Consider the following 19,633-nt stretch of genomic DNA (forward strand, 5'->3'; position numbering starts at 1 on the left):
GAGTTAAACTCGACAAGGTCAAATTTAAGCCTCTATCTAATTCAAAATCAGCTTTATAAAGCAATAAAAGTTAACTAGAGCAATAATTAGTAAATATGTTAATCCTGATTTTAACTATATACGTTCAAATTAGAATACCGGTTGTCCGGAGGACATTTACTAAAGTAAACAACAAAACGAGGGTTTCAATTAAGCTTGTAACTGATTTTATTTTCTTCCAATTCTGAAATCAATTCTGGGCAAATATTCACTTTCTTAGTTTTGCTGGGCATGTGGATTTTAATTTTATCCTTCATTTCATAGACGACAAAATTCAGCACATGGTCTCCAGTGTGATTTGCAAATAAATCCTGTAAAGCCAGCACCTGAGCCTCATTTAAGTCGGCGACATCCATCTGAATGGTCAGTTTTTTAGCGTTTTCCTTCAGCACATCCTGGAGTTGTTTGAAGCCTAGAAAACCAATGCGCACTCGGCCTGGTTCACCGGTCTCCCGATTCGTAAACTGAGTCGCTTTGAGTTTGACGTGCACAAAATTATCCTGAATCAAGAAATGTCTGTATTTCAAGTACTCTTCCCCAAAAATCCAGAATTCATGACTTTCGTTGTAGTCTTCCAAGACAAAGGTCGCAAAGCCTTTTCCGGTTTTACTGACTCTGTGATTCACATCCGTTACAACTCCAGCGAGTTTAATTTCCTTATTGATGTGCTCTTCGATTCTAGACATCTGTCTTAAATCTGAATTACAAAAGGACTTGATCTCCAACTTGAAATCGTCCAGAGGGTGACCCGATAAAAACAGCCCAACTACTTCTTTTTCAGCCTTTAAAGTACGCATAGTATGCCAGGGCTCACAAGGCGGCACCTCCGGTTCTGGAATTTGCACCTCACTGGATTCGCCAAATAAACTCACTTGTGCCGAGTTTTTATTGTCCTGATATCTTGAGGCGTATTTGATGACCTTTTCTAAAAACGTGAGTTCGCCATCAGTCACCTGGAAGTATTGGGCACGATGTACCTCTCCTAAACTATCAAAAGCCCCAGCATAAGCTAGACTTTCAAAAGCTTTTTTATTGGCTGCCCGCAGATCTATACGTTTTGCTAAATCGAAGATAGACAGGTAGTCTCCATCCTTCTTTCGGTGCTCTACGATGGTGTTTACGGCTCCGCCTCCAACACCTTTGATAGCTCCCATACCAAAGCGCACCGCGTTATCTTTATTAACAGAGAATTTATAATAGGATTCGTTTACGTCTGGCCCCAACACCTCTAAGCCCATGCGCTTGCATTCTTCCATGAAGAAGGTCACTTTCTTGATGTCATTCATATTATTAGAAAGTACGGCGGCCATATATTCAGCAGGATAATGGGCTTTGAGGTAAGCGGTTTGATAAGCGACAAAGGCGTAACAGGTGGAATGAGACTTATTGAACGCATAACTGGCGAAAGCCTCCCAGTCTTTCCAGATTTTCTCAAGTTTTTCTTCATCATGACCGTTATCTTTCGCCTGATTGATGAACTTAGGCTTCAGTTTAGCCAAAACATCCTTTAGTTTTTTACCCATGGCCTTACGCAGGACATCCGCCTCACCTTTGGTAAAACTTGCCAGCTTTTGAGACAATAGCATCACTTGCTCTTGATATACTGTAATCCCGTAGGTTTCCTCCAGGTACTCTTGCATCACAGGTAAATCGTAAGTGATCTCTTCTTCTCCATGCTTACGCTTAATGAAACTAGGAATATATTCCATCGGTCCAGGTCGGTACAGGGCATTCATTGCAATCAAATCTTCAAACACTGTCGGTTTAAGATCTTTCATGTGCTTTTGCATGCCCGGCGACTCGTATTGAAAAATCCCTACAGTCTCCCCACGCTGGAAAAGTTCGTAGGTTTTCTCATCATCCAGCGGAAAGGCTTCAGGATCTAAATCAAGGCCATGACGAGCTCTTACAATTTCGACGGTATCTTTAATAAGGGTTAGCGTCTTTAAACCTAAAAAGTCCATTTTCAGCAGACCCGCGTCTTCCACTACCGAGTTATCGAATTGTGTGACATATAGGTTAGAATCTTTAGCTACAGAAACCGGTACAAACTTGGTGATATCATCTGGCGTAATAATCACTCCACAGGCATGAATCCCTGTGTTTCGAACAGAACCTTCCAAAATCCTGGCCTGATTAACTGTTTCTGCTTCAGGAGAATCCTGCTCAGAAAGTCCGACCAGTTCAATTACCTTATCGACGTCTTCAGTTCTAAACTTCGACCGAAGACCCTTTTCATCCAAGCTAAAAATTTTCCCTAGCTTAGACATGTCCGGGATTAGCTTCGCGATACGATCGGCCTCGTAGAGAGGTAAATCCAGAACTCTGGCCGTATCCCGTATTGCAGACTTGGCCGCCATCGTACCGTAAGTGATAATCTGTGCCACCTGATTCTCTCCGTATTTATCGATGACATAATCCATGACTTTACTCCGGCCTTCATCGTCAAAATCGATATCGATATCGGGCATACTCACCCGCTCAGGATTCAAAAACCGCTCAAAAAGCAAATCGTATTTTATGGGGTCAATATTGGTAATTTTCAGGCAGTAGGCCACTGCACTTCCCGCGGCTGAACCCCGACCAGGGCCAACTGAGACTCCCATTTTTCTGGCTTCCCGTATAAAATCTTCAACTATCAAAAAGTAACCAGGATAACCGGTATTGGCAATAACCGATAATTCAAATTCCAGACGTTCTTTGATGTCTTCACTTAACTCACCGTAGCGTTCTTTGGCTCCTTCAAAAGTGAGGTGTTTTAAATACGCATTTTCACCGCGTTTGCCTCCATCCTCATTATCCTGAGCATCCAGAAAACGCTCTGGAATTGAAAAGGCTGGAAGTAAGACATCTCTGGCTAAGTCGTAAGCTTCGACCTTTTCTGCAATTTTTTCGGTATTCGATATGGCCTCAGGCAAATCCTTAAACAAGGATTTCATCTCTTCAGCAGATTTGAAATAATAATGGTCGTTTGGTAAACCATAACGGTAACCTCGACCTCGCCCTATGGGCGTCGCCTGCTTCTCACCATCTTTTACACAGAGCAAAATATCGTGGGCATTGGCATCCTTCTGCTCGGCATAATAGGTATTATTGGTCGCTACTAAATTAATATCATGCTTTTGGGCTAAACGAATCAAAGCTTCATTAGCTCTTTCTTCGTCTTCCTGCTCGTGTCGCATGATTTCTACATAGAAATCATCTCCAAAGATTTCTTTCCACCACATCAAAGCCTCTTCAGCCTGCTTTTCTCCAATATTTAATAACTTGCTGGCAATCTCTCCGTACATACTTCCCGAAAGGACAATCAAATCCTCTTTATAGGTTTCGATGACCTTTTTATCGATTCGTGGAACGTAGTAAAAACCTTTGGTAAAGCCTATCGAAGACATTTTAGCTAGATTGTGATACCCGTTTTTATTTTTAGCCAAAATGACCACCTGATAGCCGTTGTCTTTATGAGATTTATCCAGGTGATCTTCACACACGAAAAATTCACAGCCAATGATGGGTTTAATGGGCTGGGAGGCATTGTCCTCATCAGCTTTAATGCTGGCATTGTGTTTTTTAACAGCATTTACAAAATGAAAAGCCCCCATCATATTGGCATGATCGGTAATGGCTACGGCCGGCATTTGGTGCTTTGCTGCTGCTGAAACAAGGTCGGGTACGGCTGTCGTAGATTGCAAAACCGAAAACTGTGTGTGGTTATGCAAGTGCACAAAACTCGACTCTTTTAACTGGACCAGATTCTCATCAAGCTCCGCCTTAGAGGGTGTTTTTTCTTCTGATTTTGCCTCCTGCTTTTGCTTAAGCTTTTGTGACGCTTTTTTTAAATTGACATGGTTAAGACCAACTTTTTCAATAGGCTGAGGGTACTTAGCCTTAAACTCTTGGAGATAACCAGGCTGAGCCTGCAACTCTTTTTCATTATAATTTCCAATACGAATCAACTCCAAAAAGCAACGTGTTGTTGCCTCCACATCGGCTGTAGCGTTATGGGCTTCGCTAAACGGTTCCCCAAACAAATATTGATGAAGTTCGGTGAGGGTTGGCAATTTAAACTTACCTCCGCGACCTCCAGGGATCTGACAAAGCTGTGCGGTTTTCTCGGTACAGGTATCCAAAACAGGCATGGAGGCCATAGGCGATTCCAGCTGAGTTCTATGGAACTCAGCACCCATCACATTCACATCAAACCCCACATTTTGTCCTACAACAAATTTGGATTTCAGAAGGGCTTCATTAAACTCCTCCAGTACGTAAGTTAAGGACTCCCCTTCTTCTTGTGCCAGGGCTGTGGATATCCCATGAATTCGTTCTGCATCGTAAGGGATATCGAATCCCTCCGGCCTAATTAAATAATCCTTTGCTTCCACCAAATTCCCCCATTCATCGTGCACCTGCCAGGCAATTTGTATCGCTCTAGGCCAGTTATCGGTATCGGTTACAGGGGCATTCCAGCGTTTGGGTAAGCCTGTGGTTTCGGTATCAAAAATGATATACATGCAGCGAAGTTTTGAGGTATAAAATTAGCAAAAAACAGAAGTTAAATTAGGATTTATTCTGAATTTGTGTCTGAAAGATTTTATGCTTTTAGACACTAAGCTTTCATTCCTTATTTGACTTCAATTTAGCGTCTTAGGCTTAGAAAAACGCTAAATTATATACCCTAATGATCTTGAAATCCTGAAATAGAATAGTTATTTTGTTTACTCGGGTAAAAGATGTCAGGGCTCTGCCCCTTTTCATAACATCATCAACCCATCTATCAAGATCTCAGGGCTAACGCCCCTCCATTGGAATTTACGTGTCAATCATTGCAATGAAGATGTCAGGACTAACGCCCCTATATTGAAATTTGAGTGACAATTATTTTCTTCGAAGATTTCAGGGCTTTCGCCCCTAATTAAAACTTATTTCACAATTATTAAAATAAAAATCTAGAGGCAAGAGTCACTTTAATTCAAACTAGAACTCATATTATCAAATATCTCGAAGCGCAAAGATTACTAGGTTTACGTCCCACTTTTTAGTTTACATCAAAATTATTACTACGAAGATATCAACGGAAAAGCTCATTTTCTACATTCCAATTTTATATCAAAATTCAGGGGCAAAGCCCTGAAATCGTAAAGACAGATATAAATGAGATTAAGGGACAGAGGCCTGACATAAAGTCTCAATTAATCATAAATTCAAAATCAATGAAAAATTAAAGAGCTAAAGCGCCTCTATCCAAATTCAAGTTTTAAGCTAGAATTAAAGAGCTGAGCTCTGAAGTCTTCGTGAAAATTAGTTGTGGTCGAAAAGATTAGGGACAGAGCCCTCAAATCATCGTGAGTCCAAAACTAAATTATCTTTAAGAGTGGTGTAGCCCTTAAGTTATCTTAGAAAAAAAGATGTTTCAGAAATTGAGGGACAGCGTCCTGAAATCTTAGTAAGTCCAATGCTAAACTATTTTCTTAAGGGGCGTAGCCCTGATATCTTACTTACAGCCTTATTCATCATACCACTCAAACACATACTTTGTATCATAATCCACTTCAAACTTTTTTAAAAACAATAAATGCTCTTCTCTAAAAGATTGCTTTTTATGATGTTCTGGCTGATTCAACACATACTTGACTACTCGATCTATATGAGATTTGGAATAAGAGAATGCTCCAAAACCTTTCTGCCAGCAGAATTTTCCTTTGATAAATTCCTTTTCATTTATCCACTTCGAAGAACCTGATTTCACCTGTTCCATCAACTTAGATGGCGATATATTAGGATGCATTCCGATAAAGATATGTGTATGGTCTGGATTACAATAGATAGCATAAGTTTTACAATTATGATGAGTTACAATCCCACACATCACCTTTTCTAATTCTTCCCTAAAAGATTCTTTAACGAAGTTTTGCCTTCCTTTTACGGAAAAGACAAATTGAATGTATAATTGCGTGTAGGTATTTGCCATTATTTTAAGTATGACAGCTATATACCTCTAATATATATCAAAAAATGATATAGAGATGTCAAGGCGATGCCTCTTCCTACAATATATTCATATCATCTACAACGATTGCAGAGCTACGCCCCTTCATTCATACTAAAATGATTGTAAAAATAAATAGTTAGATGAAGAGAGAGGGGGCTACGCCATTTGACTGGGAACCTGAAATATTACAAAATAAATAACAAAGCTTTACCCTTAAATTGGGGCAATTAAATATCAAAACATCGTGTTTTCGGAGACTACATCCTTAGTGGCATTCCTTTATCTTAATTTAAATTGCTACAAGAATAACTGACCTACGCTATTTATGAAGATTTGATTGTTCCAAATCTGGATCCTAAAAAGACGTGCCAAAAGTCTAATATCTCCACATAGGGGCGTAGTCCTGAAATCCTTATAAAATATTAACCTATAACAAAATTCGTAGGGACCTAGTCCTGATATCTGATTTACGATTTCGAAAAAATCAAACATTATCAGTCGACTAAATCTGTGCTTAAAAAGCAGATTTATATTATTATTTTTAGAAGCTACTCACTGATGATTTTATGCTGATGACTGATGGATTCTTCATGAATCGCCTTTAGGATTTTGGTGATGAATTCTTCACTCAAATTATGCTCTTCTCCAGCGGCGATCATCCGGTCTAAAATAAAATTCCAGCGTTTGGTCTGAAGAATAGCCACATTGTTTTTCTTTTTCAGAGCTCCAATTTCATCGGCAATACCCATACGTTTTCCCATCAGATCAATCAACTGATGATCTACAACATCTATTTTGGTTCTTAAGGTCTGGAGCTTATTCTGAAAGGCAGTCGCTTCGGTAAACTCTTTCCTCATCTTAAGATCAATTGTCATCTGGTCTAAAGCTTTTGGAGTAATTTGCTGCTTAGCATCACTCCAGGCATTATCTGGATCGAAGTGGGTTTCGACCATGATGCCATCAAAATTAAGATCTAGCCCAGTCTGGCAGATGTCAAAAATAATATCACGACGTCCAGCAATATGAGAAGGATCTAAGATGATAGGCAAATCAGGGTATTCGGTCTGTAAATCAATAGCAATTTGCCATTCTGGATTGTTTCTGTATTTGGTTTTTTCATAAGTAGAAAAGCCCCTGTGGATGACTCCTAAGTTTTTGATGTTCGCATCATAAAGTCGTTCTACAGCTCCTAGCCAAAGGGAAAGGTCTGGATTAACAGGATTTTTGACCAACACGGTTTTATCGGTTCCATTCAGCGCATCGGCGATCTCCTGAACTATAAATGGACTTACTGTGCTTCTTGCTCCAATCCACAATACATCGATGTCTGCCTTCAACGCCAATTCTACGTGGGTTTTATTGGCAACCTCTGTTGCTAGCTTCATGCCAGTTTCGGCTTTAGCAGTTTTTAGCCATTCTAAGCCTATAGCGCCTACACCTTCAAAATTTCCTGGTCTGGTTCTTGGCTTCCAGATACCTGCGCGCATTACGCTGGTATCGGTATCTTTTAACTGCTGCGCTATCTTAACGACCTGCTCCTCGGTTTCTGCACTACATGGGCCAGCAATCACCAAAGGGTGCTCCAAATTTAAAGCTTCTAACCATTGGCGCTGTGTGTTGTTAATTTCCATAATCTTACTTGTTTAAAATTCCGTTTAAAATTGGTTTTAATGAATTGACTTCAGCCAGCTGCTGATGTATATCTGAATAATTTTCGATTTCAAGTTGTCTTTTAAAAACCTTCAAATTCTCAATATAACCTTCTAAAGCCTGAGCTACTTCTTCACGATTTTCTTTAAAAATAGCGGTCCAGGTGACAGGGTTAGATTTAGCCAGCCTTACCGTGGAAGCAAAACCACTACCAGCCAAATCAAAAATAGTTTTATCGTTCTGCTCCATTTGAAGCACCGTTCTCCCCAGCATAAAAGAACTAATGTGAGACAAGTGAGACACATAAGCCAAATGCTTATCGTGACCTCTCGCTGTCATATACTTCAATTTCATATGTAAAGGCTCTACCAATGCTTTGGCGCGTTTATGAAGCTCTGGCCTTGTAGCCTCAACATCACAAAAAATCATGGTCTTATCTTCAAATAAGGAAGCAAATGCAGCTTCCGGGCCAGAAAACTCTGTTCCGGCGATGGGATGAGCTGCTAAGAACTGATCGCGTTTGGGGTGCTTTGCTATGGCTTCACAAAGCAGACCTTTGGTGGATCCCATATCGATCACCAAAGCTTTGGAGTGGACTTGGTTTAATATATCCTGAATCACTTGAGCTGACTTATCTACGGGTATAGAGACCACTACAACATCCATTTCTGAAATCTGACCATCCTTTAATACATTTTCGATAATTCCCAATCGCAGGGCTTTCTTTTCATGTTCAGGATTATTATCAACCCCAAAACGCTTAAAAGAAGGAAAGTTCAATTTTTGAGATAAAGCAAAAGACCCTCCAATAAGTCCTAAACCAACAATAGCTACATTCATACGGCTTTTGGTTTTAAAATTCTTTGTTTGCACACGTTGAGCTCCTCTTCGGAAACGCAAAGTGAAAATCGAAGATACTTTGCGCCATTAGAGCCGAAAACCGTTCCCGGAGTCACAAATATGTCACGATCGTAGAGCAATTCATCCGCGAGTTCTTCCGCAGTATGCTCAGAATTAATTTTAGCCCAGACGAATAAACTTACGGCATCCGTATTGACACTTAAATCTAACGACTCGCAGATGTCCCACACGATGGCTCGACGTTTCTTATAGACGTCGTTTTGAGCTTCAAACCAATCTAAATTCAATTTTAAGGCTTTAGTAGCTGCCTTCTGAATGGGAAAAAACATCCCGCTGTCCATGTTGCTTTTCACTTTGAGTACTGCTGAGACAAATTCAGAATTACCGACTAGAAAGCCCACACGGAAGCCGGCAAGGTTAAAGGATTTACTTAGGGAATTCAACTCGAGACAAACCTCTTCTGCTCCCTCTAATTGAAAGATTGAGAATTTGTCTTCAGTCAGAACCATGCTATAAGGATTGTCGTTGACTAAAAGAATATCATTAGACTTCGCAAATTGAATCAATTCCTGAAGCTTTTTCGAATTCACAGGTTCACCAGTAGGCATATTAGGATAATTGATCCACATGACTTTGACGTTTGATAAGTCAAGCTTTTGCAGGGCTTCAACATCTGGATGCCAAGATTTTGCTTCTACCAAATCATAGTAAAGCAGTTCTGCATTCAACAATTTAGTAGCGGCCTGATAAGTTGGATACCCAGGATTGGGAACCAGCACCTGATCGCCTTCGTTTAAAAAAGCCATAGAAATCAAAGCAATACCCTCTTTGGAACCCATCAAAGGCAAGACTTCCTGATCTTGATCCACAGTAACACCATAATGGGTTGAGTAAAAATTGCACATCGCCTCACGAAGTTCATCAAGTCCTTTGTAAGCTTGGTACTGATAAGCCCCCGGAGCCTGAGTGGCTTTCATCAACTCTTCGACGACCTCATCTGGCGGAGCCAAATCCGGGCTTCCTATACCTAAGTTGATGATTGGCTTGCCTTGTTTCTTAAGCTGTGCCACTTCCCTCAGCTTTTTACTGAAGTAGTATTCTTTGGTTTCCTGAAGTCGGTTGGATACTGAAATCATGACTTTCCACTTTTATATTGACCTACACAGGTCGGATTGATACTTATTTTTGATAATTCTGAAAATGCCTTCTGAAAATGAATCGGATTAGAAAAACTCACATCCACAATGAAGGAATACCTCCATATATCGTTAGGGATAGGAATACTTTGAATTTTTGATAGATTTAAGTGATGCTCGGCCATCGTATTCAATACCTTAGCAAGACTCCCCGATTCGTGATCAATTTCAAACTGAATGGTTGCTTTGTTAACTTCTGCTTGAATCTCTACCTGATTTTCAATGACGACAAACCGGGTTTCATTCAGGCTATTGTTCTGAATATCTTCCACAATAACACTTAAATCAAAAAGTTCTGCTGTTCCTTTTGGAACCAAAGCGCCCACGCCAAAGATTTGTTGCTGGGCAATAATTTGAGCTGGAAGCGCTGTATCCACATCTTCAATCAGATTGAGATGAACCTGCTCTGAAAAAAAATTACTGCATTGATGAAGCGCCATTTGGTGGGACCTTACCTCAAGCAAATCTGATAATTTCTGACCGGGAAGTGCCACTAAGTTATGACTGATATTTATATAATGCTCTGCAGTAATTTGGAGCTGATGATCCAAAATAAGTCTGTAATTGGGCAGTATGCTTCCTGCAATCGAATTTTCTATAGCCATCACGGCCTTATGAGCTTCTCCTGAAACTACGGCCTGGGTCAATCGTTGAAATGTAGTACACTCCAAGACCTCTACATCCTCGATTTCAAAAAGCTCGGTAAGAGCTTTGTAATGGTTAGATCCTTTAATTCCTTGTATGGCGACTTTATTTCTCATAAACTAAAAAAGCCTCGTATAAAACGAGGCTTTGTATATTTTGACACTGAATTTATTTCATATCAACCTCGTTTCGCTGGAATAGCAAAATAAAAGTTGTAATAAAAGTAAAAACGAGCTGACATATGTTCTATTATAATGGACTAAATTAAAATTTATTTTGAATAAACAAGTTCAAAACTGAATAAAATTCAATAATTTAATCTTTTAAGTAAGATTCCTGTCTTGGAATGGTTAAAAATTCTTTCTGACGACCATTGAGATAAATCACCTCTTCCCCGTCAAAATAGGCCCCTTCTTCCAGCATCACTCGAAATGGTTTTTGCCATTCTTCAAGATAGACTTCAGCATTCAGCTCTATTGCATAAACCGTGTTGGGGTAAAGTTGATAATTGCCAGACCCAGGAACTTCACCCTGGTTATCCCACATGCCTATAGTAGGTCCTGCAGCATGGCCATGATAACCCATGGGATGAGTATAGATGGTACCGTTGATATCTTCAGCTTTCATTTGAGTTCTGGCCGCTTTTAAAATTTCATTCCCTGTTCGACCCGTTTTAAAATTGGTCGTTAGAATATCTTGAAGCCTATTTCCTACAGCTAAAGCCTCAACGAGATAGTTGGGCACTTCTTTTTCATCAGCCTTTAAAACATAGGCCAATTGCTGGGTGTCTGTGTTAAGTCTTAAATATGTAATCCCAAAATCCATGTGGAGTACATCCCCAGGCATAATGACATCAGGATCTGGGTTCTTATCAAACGTTCTTAAGTGCTCTTTACTTTCTGCGCTTGCCCTTTGAATATCGACGGTAGGATGAAACCAGGCTTGAAGACCTAAAGCCCTTATTTTATCTCTATACCACCAAACTACATCCCTGGTACCGGTGACGCCAGGAGTAATGACTTGTTCAGACAAACCTTCCTGAATAATATTATGGGCTATGCTCTGCACATGTTTATAGGTCGCCATTTCTGAAGCAGTTCTTGTCTCCAGCCAACCTACAGCGAGCTCTTCTGCAGAGACCAGTCGGTTTTGATATTTTTTTGGCAGATGCTCAAGTAAGAGCTGATGCTCAGTGTAATTTAACCCATCAGCATGGCCAAAATCATCTGAAATATTGATTCCAATACGTTTTGGATTTCGTTCTTTGATCAGCTCAACTAATCGCTTCCATTGGTTAGGCACTTCTTCTGGATCCCAGGCTTTCTGAAAACGATCTCCTACATTATACCTTGCTACCGCAAGGGTTTCAACTTTATCACTACCATTTGGTTTATACATCAGCAACATGGTTCTCCTTCTAGCTGCAAGCCAAGTGCTGGGTAATAGTGTTTTAATAATAGGATCTTCGTTGTACTCTCTGGAAATGACCAGCCACATATCTATATCTGCACGATCCATCACCTCAGGTAAAATTGAGTCCAAACGTTCGCCAAGCCACCGATCAATCACTTTAGATTGTTCTTGCTGAGATAATATTGCAAAGTCCTGAGAATAGACAGATAAAGTGCAAAGAAAAGCCAGTAATAAAGTTGTTAATTTCATGCTTAAATAATTATTGAACACTAAAATAGGAATAATAAGCATAAAAAAAGCCTTAACAATAAATTTGCTAAGGCTTGATTTAAGTTTTATACTCAATCTAACTGACTGCTTTTAATTTTCTTAAGCTTGTCCGCTCCAGAGCTTTCTCAGCATAGGATTTGGTGACTTTAAATTCTGTTTCATCACTTTCTGGCAAATCAAACATCGCATCAGTGAATATGGCTTCACACAACGAACGCAAACCTCTTGCCCCGAGTTTATATTCTAATGCCTTTTCTACAATAAAATCGAGAGCTCCATCCGTAATTTGGAAATCGATATTATCCATTTCAAATAACTTTTGGTACTGCTTAATGATAGCATTTTTAGGCTCTGTCAAAATCAGTCTTAAAGTTTCTTTATCCAACGGATCCATATAAGTTAATACGGGAAGACGTCCGATGATTTCGGGAATCAAGCCATAATCTTTAAGGTCTTTAGGGATGATATACTGCAGAATATTTTCTTTATCTACACTCTCCCCTAATTTGGAAGCTCCATAGCCAACCGCCTGCATATTCAGTCTCTTGGATATGTTTTTTTCGATGCCATCAAAAGCCCCACCAGCTATAAATAAAATATTTTCGGTATTGACTTCAATAAATTTTTGATCTGGGTGCTTTCTTCCACCCTTTGGAGGCACATTCACTGAAGTCCCTTCCAAAAGTTTTAGTAAGGCTTGCTGAACACCCTCTCCACTTACATCTCTAGTGATTGATGGGTTATCACTTTTGCGGGCAATCTTATCAATTTCATCAATAAACACGATACCATGCTCTGCTTTCTCAACGTTATAGTCTGCAGCAGCTAGAAGTTTAGTCAAAATAGTTTCAACATCTTCACCTACATAACCTGCTTCGGTCAACACTGTTGCATCTACAATGGCTAAAGGCACGTTGAGCATTCTAGCAATAGTTTTGGCCACTAGTGTCTTACCAGTACCTGTTTGACCCGCCATAATGATATTGCTTTTTTGAATTTCAATATCATCATTGGATTTTGGCTGAAGCAAACGTTTGTAATGATTGTATACAGCTACAGACATCACCTTTTTGGTCTGGTCCTGACCAATCACATAGCTATCTAAAAATTCTTTGATAGCTTTTGGTTTTCTTAACTTCAATTCTGTAGTAAGCTCTTCTGTACTATCTTGTTTTGACTCTTCTAATACAATACCATGAGCCTGCTCAATACAGCGGTCGCAAATATGAGCATCCAAGCCTGCAATAAGCAAGTTGGTTTCTGCTTTTTTACGTCCACAAAATGAACATTCTAACTCTTCCTTTGCCATAATTTAGTCTCTTGTCAATATTTCATCGATCATTCCATAATCTTTGGCAGCTTCAGATTTCATCCAAAAATCTCTATCTCCGTCATTGTAAACCTCATCGTAAGATTTCCCTGAATGTTTTGAAATGATTTTATATAATTCTTCTTTCAGAAGGAGGATTTGATTGGCTGTAATTTCAATATCATCTGCCTGCCCTTGTGCGCCTCCCATAGGCTGGTGAATCATCACTCTGGAATGCGGTAAACCACTTCGTTTTCCTGCAGTTCCAGCACATAAAAGCACGGCACCCATAGAAGCAGCAATTCCTGTATTGATGGTTGCTACATCAGGTTTGATGAACTGCATGGTATCATAAATACCTAAACCCGCATACACGCTTCCACCTGGAGAATTGATATAAATCTGTATATCCTTAGACGAATCTGTACTTTCTAAAAATAATAGTTGCGCCTGAATGATATTCGCGACCTGATCGTTGATAGGGGTGCCTAAGAAGATGATTCTATCCATCATCAACCTGGAAAAAACATCCATGGCTACAGCATTCATCTGGCGCTCTTCAATAATATTTGGTGTCATCGCTGTAGGGATCATACTAGTGATGACTTTATCGTAATAATTAGTATTGACACCCTGATCTTTGGTGGCAAACTTTTTGAACTCTTTATCCATATTCATAGTATCCTCTGTTTTTATAACGAATATAGCTTGAAGCTAAACTCTAGCATACGTCTTTTACTAAATGTTAACTTCAAGCTATATGCTCTATCTTATGTAAGATCGATCTACTTGTATATCGTATCTACAAACTCTTTGTAAGTTACTTCTTTTTCTTTTACCTCCATCTTGTCTTTATAGAGCTCTAAAAGTTTTTGTACCATCACCTCTTCTGAAAATTGTCTCACTTGCTCCTGATTGGACATTAAGTTTTGAACAATTCCATCCATTTGATCTTCTGGGAAATCCATTTGACCAAACTGCATCATCTGCATCTTGATCTTTTCTTTAGCGACTTTCTTAACGTCTTCAACTTCAACCTTAAGATCGTTGTCTTTTGCGATCTTAGCCTCAATCAATTGATACTTGATGCCTTTTTCGCTCTTCTCATATTCTTCTTTAGCTTCTTCCTCATTCAGTTGCTTTTCACCTTGAGTCTGCAACCACTTCTGAAGAAATTCTGAAGGTAAGTCGATATTAGCTTTTTCAATCAGATGCTCTGTCACGTCATTGAAAAACTGCTGATCGCCTTGCTGTTGGAAAGTTTGTTTAGATTGCTCTGCAATTTTTTCTCTGGCTTCTTTTTCTGAAGTTACCTCACCTTCGCCAAAAGCTTTATCAAACAACTCCTGATTAAGTTCAGCTAAAATTTGTTCATTAATTTCTTTGATAGTGAATGTCAAATCGACTTTAAGCCCTTCAGCTTTAACTTTTTCGACTCCTAAATGTCTGGCTAAAGTCTCATCATCTTTAAAAAGCTTATTGGACTTTAAGGTGACTTGATCTCCTACTTTAGCACCAAGGAGTTCCTTTTTATTCGTTTTACCATCGATATCTTCAACTTTAAAAGTCGCTTCGTTTTCAATGCCTTCTTCCACATTATGGAATGTTCCCACTACGGTATACTCTTCTTTAACTTCTTCCTGAGTAACTAATTTACCGTACTGTCGCTGGATGGTCTTGATCTGATTATCGATCATTTCTTCATCAGCAGAAATATTATAATAAGTCACCGGACCTTCACCTTCCAGAGTGACATCAAATTCTGGAGCTAATCCTAATTCAAATTCAAACGTATAATCATCTGCATCCCAGTTAAGATCATCCTGTGGTTTTGGGAGGGGGTTTCCTAGAATATCCAACTTTTCTTCTGTGATATAAGAATTAAGTGAATCTTGTAGTAGCTTATTGACCTCATCTACCAGCACAGCTTGACCATATTGCTTTTTGATCATTCCCATAGGTACCATTCCTTTTCTAAATCCAGGAATATTGGCGGTTTTGCGATAGTCTTTCAGTACTTTTTCTACTTTTGGACTATAGTCCTCTTTTTCAATATTAATTTTGACTACAGAATTCAGTTGATCTTTGTCTTCTCTCGTTATATTCATTCTAAAGGATTATTTTTTTAAAAGTGCAAAATTACAATTTATTTCACTGCTTACCAAGTTTTTATAAACAGGCAAAGGTTTAGAATCCTTAAATAATTCTAAAATCAGGAGTCGTTCTCTGAAGGACTTAAGTGTGCATCTTTCTTTAATTTAAAAAACATAATCACATCAAAAATAAAATGAGCGGCCATTGCGGCGTAGAGATCAAAATACAAGGTGAGATATCCAAATCCTGCTGAAACCAATATTAGAAAAAAACCATAAATAGATTTCTTCCAGTCTTTTAAAGAAATATACCCGTGTAGTAATACAAAGAGAATTGCTGCTACCCACAATCCCATAAGTGGTTGAAGCGCACCTCTAAATAAGATTTCCTCGCCTACTCCTGCACAGAATGAATAAAAGAAAATATCTGTCCAATGCAATTCTATATCTTTAAACAGACTAGCGTAGAAAGTACTGGTCTCCTTTAGAAAAGACAGTTTCAATAATAAAAAACCCAGCAAAGCTGCTAAACCACCAAACCCAAGACCTGATGCAACAGAGAGCAACAACTCATCATATTGAAACATGTCGAAGTAATCTACATCGTCTACAAATGCAAGGATCAGATAGGCGAAACCACTAAACCCAAACAGAGTGAACACAGATAAAGAAAACATGGCCGTTTTAGTCAGCTTCATTTTAAATAAAATTTGAAAATAGATAGAAAACCATTTAAAATGGGCTTAGTGTCGTGATAAATCATATATTATCGTCTTCCCGAACGTTCTGCAACAGAGAAGAATATAGACTGCAGAAGGGATAAGAGAATACTGAACAAAACTGCCCACCAAAATCCATCGACTTCGAAACCACTGATGAGTCCATCGGCCATTAAAATGATGAGTCCATTAATAACTAGTAGAAACAAACCAAAGGTTAGAACAGTTACGGGGAGTGTGAAAATGAGAAGTATGGGTTTTACAAAAATATTAAGTAAAGCTAAAATTGCAGCAACAACTACAGATGTAAAAAAATCTTCTACATAAACGCCTCCTAAGATATTAGATAAAATCAAAACGATAATACCTGTCAAAATAATTTGTAGTAGGGTTTTCATCAGTATAGGTTTAGGTTGATATCAAAAATAAAAAAACTGCTACAACCTTTCAGCTGTAGCAGTTTTTTTTGTGATCTTTTGTTAATTTTAGTTGACGTTATCACTTAATGTGATGGTTCCATAATCTCCTAAGTTAACTTCAGGAAGATCGGAACCATAAGTCATGTTAATGGCTCTTAAGGTTTCATTAGCAACCAATGCATAGCCTCTAGGGGTTAGATGCACTCCATCCAGAGAAAATCCACCACCACTCACAAATGTGGAAGTAATAACTCCTCCAGGGAAGCTGATGCCCTCACTTACGGTTTGTAATAGGCCGTCAACATCGACGAAGGCTAAGCCATTAGCCTGCGCTAGACCTTGTATAGTTGCGTTATAAGACGTTCTTGCATTATCTATTAAACTGATTTCATCTGTTGTTAACACAAATTGATCTGATAAGGGAAGAGTAATACCTTGTGCAGAAAATTGTCCTGCGACTTCTTGAGGAAATCCTTGTGCTACAAGCGCAGCAACACGATCGGCATCTACATTTCCTATCACTGAACTACTGGTCAATAAAAGCAAGTCTTCAGGCTGAGCTTGTCTAGCTTGTCCGTAAGTATCTCCCAAAACTGCTGCAACTTGTGGAGCTGCTGCTGCAGGAAGACCAAAACTTTGCACCAATTGGATAAATTCTGGGTTTGGAGCTAAGGCTCCTTCAATTTGCGCAGAAAGATCTGTGAGAGATTCGTCTTCAATTACCACCGCACTAGCGGCGTCGGTTGAAAATTGTATCACGCGACTAGGCTGTTGTAATGCAACGAATACCTGATTTATGGCGCCATATACCATATTCAAAGTTGGAATTTGAGCTGCAAATGCAGGATCAGTAGGGTCTAATGGAGTCGATGGAACTGTTGTAAAAAATGGAATGTCTGTCACATCCGGAATGTTATAGACCACGCCACCTGAAGCTGAAGCTGTTAAGCCTTCAATTAAACCACTGTAGGCTCCAGCGAAAACGTTAGGGTCTGAGATATCGTTACCCGCATAAGTCGATGGATCTAAGTTACCTGTTTGATCAACTCCTGTTCCACCACTTGTTGCAAATCCTAAAATATCGTTATTTCCAATCCATAAGGAAAAGAATGTTGGATTTTGAGCAAGGGCATCGGCAAGGATGGTGGTTTGTGGTGAAGAAGCAAATCTTGCAAAATAAGGATTAGCCTGTCCAGCTAAAACTCCAGCGACATTCCCATAGCCTTCAGCCAATAAATGATAACTTTTTGCTCCCGGGACTCCCATATTATTAAAGGGTCCCTCAAGTATGTTAGTGATTTCTGTTTGTGGATCTCCAGCTAAGGGCTGAGGACCTACAGGTTGTCCTGCATTCGATGATAAGACTAATCTGTTTTGAGTGATCTGATTGCCATTTAATTTTAATCCCCCTAGATTATCTGCCATTAGGGGCTGAGTAAATTCTCCTCCACCAACGAGTTCAAATTGACCTGCTAAAATGTTAGGAAATGAGTTCTGTTGACCTTCTACGTAAAGTGCATTATCGGCAAATCCAGCAGTTAGTGAGTTTCCTAAAGCAACATAGTTAGAGAAATCTGCTTCACCATTGGTATACACTTCATTTTCTTCGATTCCATTATCAAACTCTGGCTCACATGCCATGAGACCCAAGGCTAAAAATGGTAAGTATTTTATATAGTTTTTCATCGTCTTAATTATAATTTATAAGTTACACCAATTCCTGGCAATAGTGCATTGGATTTATAAGTTCCTCTAAAAGGAACATTTTGACCATTCTCAACGTAAGAATCATAAGAAGCATCTACCTCTTTAAACCTTAAGTACAAGAATGAAGCATCTATAGCTAATTTTTCTGAAACCTGGAAAGATAAACCTGCGGTATAGCCGTTACCATCATTTCTTGGTGTTTCAGGTGCAAAAAATCCTTCCTGTACTGGAGACTCATCAAAGTAATAGCCTACTCTAAGCATTAAATCATCAGTAGCTTTATATTGAGCACCAAATCTATAAGTAGAAGCGTTTTTATAATTTCTTGGATTAATGGAAGTTGGTACATTAGGATCTGCAAAATCGATATCTAGCGAATTGTAAACATCCCAAAACGCACGTTGGTAATCAAAAGCGAATAGCCATTTTTCATTGGGCTGATAAGCAAAGCCCATGGTTAATTCTGCTGGTAGTGGAAGTGTTGCATCAAAAGCAGTGGTGCCGTTTTGAGGTGTTAATGTAGAATTTGGGAAATTCGCAAAAGTGGCTTCTCCTCCTTCTGCGTTGAGCAGAATTTCTGAACGGTAATTAAAACCTATTCTCAATTCTTCTACAGGAGTAAACATGAAACTCGCACTCCAGCCTGTATTGGTAACCCCTGAATCGTCTATGGTGATATTGGATCTGTTTCCCTGTTCATCAGTAAGTGTTCTGTTAGCATTCCTATTAAAGTTCACATTACCCGTTACAAAAATTGGCCCACCACCAATACTAAAATGCTCTGATAATTTCAACGAAACAAGAGGCTGAATAAATATGGCTGAAAGTTCAATATCATTCACCAAGTGTGACCCAGCCCAGTCTTGCTCCCACTCAACAGAACTTCCAAAAGGCGTTGATACAGAAAGGCCTAAGCTCATCCATTCCGTTACTTTATAAGCCGCATGAAAATAAAAAGGAGTTCCTGGATCTTGCTGAGTTTCTGCAAATTGTCCAGTCGAGGTATTTTGCCATTTCACATTAGAAAATACCCCAGTTATCCCAGCGGATACTGTAAACTTATCTTCTAAATACACTAAGCCTGATGGATTAAAAAAAGCGGTTTCGGCACTATTCACGACACCTACGCCTGCATGTCCCATAGCAAGAGCTCTTTGTCCTTGCGCAGCTACTCTGTAACCTCCCGCATAAGCTGATGCTGAAGCTAACATAAGAAGCAATCCTGAAATTAAAAAGTTCTTCATATTATCAATATTTGTTTATGAAATTCAAAAAATCTAAGCCAAATTTATCATTAATTAGGAATCTCACAACATTGAAGTTGTA

General features: G+C 39.1%; 14 protein-coding genes. All 14 read right to left on the bottom strand.

Features of this window, described 5'->3' with window-relative positions:
* Nucleotides 1–185: 185 nt before the first annotated feature.
* On the bottom strand, nt 186–4,547 hold the full coding sequence (gene dnaE, locus F598_RS0100715) for a DNA polymerase III subunit alpha (protein WP_019037087.1): 4,362 nt from the start codon (nt 4,545–4,547) through the stop codon (nt 186–188).
* A 992-nt stretch (nt 4,548–5,539) separates the two neighbouring features.
* Nucleotides 5,540–6,004, bottom strand: coding sequence for an IS200/IS605 family transposase (gene tnpA / locus F598_RS0100720; RefSeq protein ID WP_019037088.1), 465 nt, complete (start codon nt 6,002–6,004; stop codon nt 5,540–5,542).
* A 569-nt stretch (nt 6,005–6,573) separates the two neighbouring features.
* Entirely contained in the window at nt 6,574–7,656 is a 1,083-nt protein-coding gene (locus F598_RS0100725; protein WP_019037089.1) for a bifunctional 3-deoxy-7-phosphoheptulonate synthase/chorismate mutase type II, read from the bottom strand.
* Between the two features lie 4 nt (nt 7,657–7,660).
* A complete protein-coding gene (locus tag F598_RS0100730) occupies nt 7,661–8,515 on the bottom strand; it encodes a prephenate dehydrogenase (RefSeq protein WP_019037090.1) in 855 nt (284 codons plus the stop codon).
* Nucleotides 8,512–9,672 carry a pyridoxal phosphate-dependent aminotransferase gene (locus F598_RS0100735; RefSeq protein WP_019037091.1) on the bottom strand — a complete coding sequence of 387 codons (1,161 nt, stop codon included), beginning with the start codon at nt 9,670–9,672 and terminating at the stop codon, nt 8,512–8,514. Before F598_RS0100735 ends, F598_RS0100730 begins: the two co-directional genes overlap by 4 nt.
* Entirely contained in the window at nt 9,669–10,493 is an 825-nt protein-coding gene (locus tag F598_RS0100740; RefSeq protein WP_019037092.1) for a prephenate dehydratase, read from the bottom strand. Before F598_RS0100740 ends, F598_RS0100735 begins: the two co-directional genes overlap by 4 nt.
* Nucleotides 10,494–10,692: 199 nt before the next feature.
* On the bottom strand, nt 10,693–12,039 hold the full coding sequence (locus tag F598_RS0100745; protein ID WP_019037093.1) for a M24 family metallopeptidase: 1,347 nt from the start codon (nt 12,037–12,039) through the stop codon (nt 10,693–10,695).
* Between the two features lie 97 nt (nt 12,040–12,136).
* The gene (gene clpX, locus F598_RS0100750; RefSeq protein ID WP_019037094.1) at nt 12,137–13,369 is read right to left on the bottom strand and encodes an ATP-dependent Clp protease ATP-binding subunit ClpX; all 1,233 of its coding nucleotides are present in this window, start codon (nt 13,367–13,369) and stop codon (nt 12,137–12,139) included.
* A gap of 3 nt (nt 13,370–13,372) precedes the next feature.
* Nucleotides 13,373–14,047, bottom strand: coding sequence for an ATP-dependent Clp protease proteolytic subunit (locus F598_RS0100755; RefSeq protein ID WP_019037095.1), 675 nt, complete (start codon nt 14,045–14,047; stop codon nt 13,373–13,375).
* 107 nt (nt 14,048–14,154) lie between these two features.
* A complete protein-coding gene (tig, locus tag F598_RS0100760) occupies nt 14,155–15,477 on the bottom strand; it encodes a trigger factor (protein WP_019037096.1) in 1,323 nt (440 codons plus the stop codon).
* 104 nt (nt 15,478–15,581) lie between these two features.
* A complete protein-coding gene (locus tag F598_RS0100765) occupies nt 15,582–16,160 on the bottom strand; it encodes a CPBP family intramembrane glutamic endopeptidase (RefSeq protein WP_019037097.1) in 579 nt (192 codons plus the stop codon).
* Between the two features lie 68 nt (nt 16,161–16,228).
* Complete coding sequence (locus F598_RS0100770; RefSeq protein ID WP_019037098.1) at nt 16,229–16,579, bottom strand: phage holin family protein; 351 nt, start codon at nt 16,577–16,579, stop codon at nt 16,229–16,231.
* Nucleotides 16,580–16,666: 87 nt separating this feature from the next.
* Nucleotides 16,667–18,286 carry an SGNH/GDSL hydrolase family protein gene (locus F598_RS0100775; protein WP_026302427.1) on the bottom strand — a complete coding sequence of 540 codons (1,620 nt, stop codon included), beginning with the start codon at nt 18,284–18,286 and terminating at the stop codon, nt 16,667–16,669.
* An 8-nt stretch (nt 18,287–18,294) separates the two neighbouring features.
* Complete coding sequence (locus tag F598_RS0100780) at nt 18,295–19,551, bottom strand: OmpP1/FadL family transporter (RefSeq protein ID WP_019037100.1); 1,257 nt, start codon at nt 19,549–19,551, stop codon at nt 18,295–18,297.
* Nucleotides 19,552–19,633: the final 82 nt, after the last annotated feature.

This window comes from Psychroflexus tropicus DSM 15496, from assembly GCF_000378765.1.
In the GTDB taxonomy this organism is placed as follows: domain Bacteria; phylum Bacteroidota; class Bacteroidia; order Flavobacteriales; family Flavobacteriaceae; genus Psychroflexus; species Psychroflexus tropicus.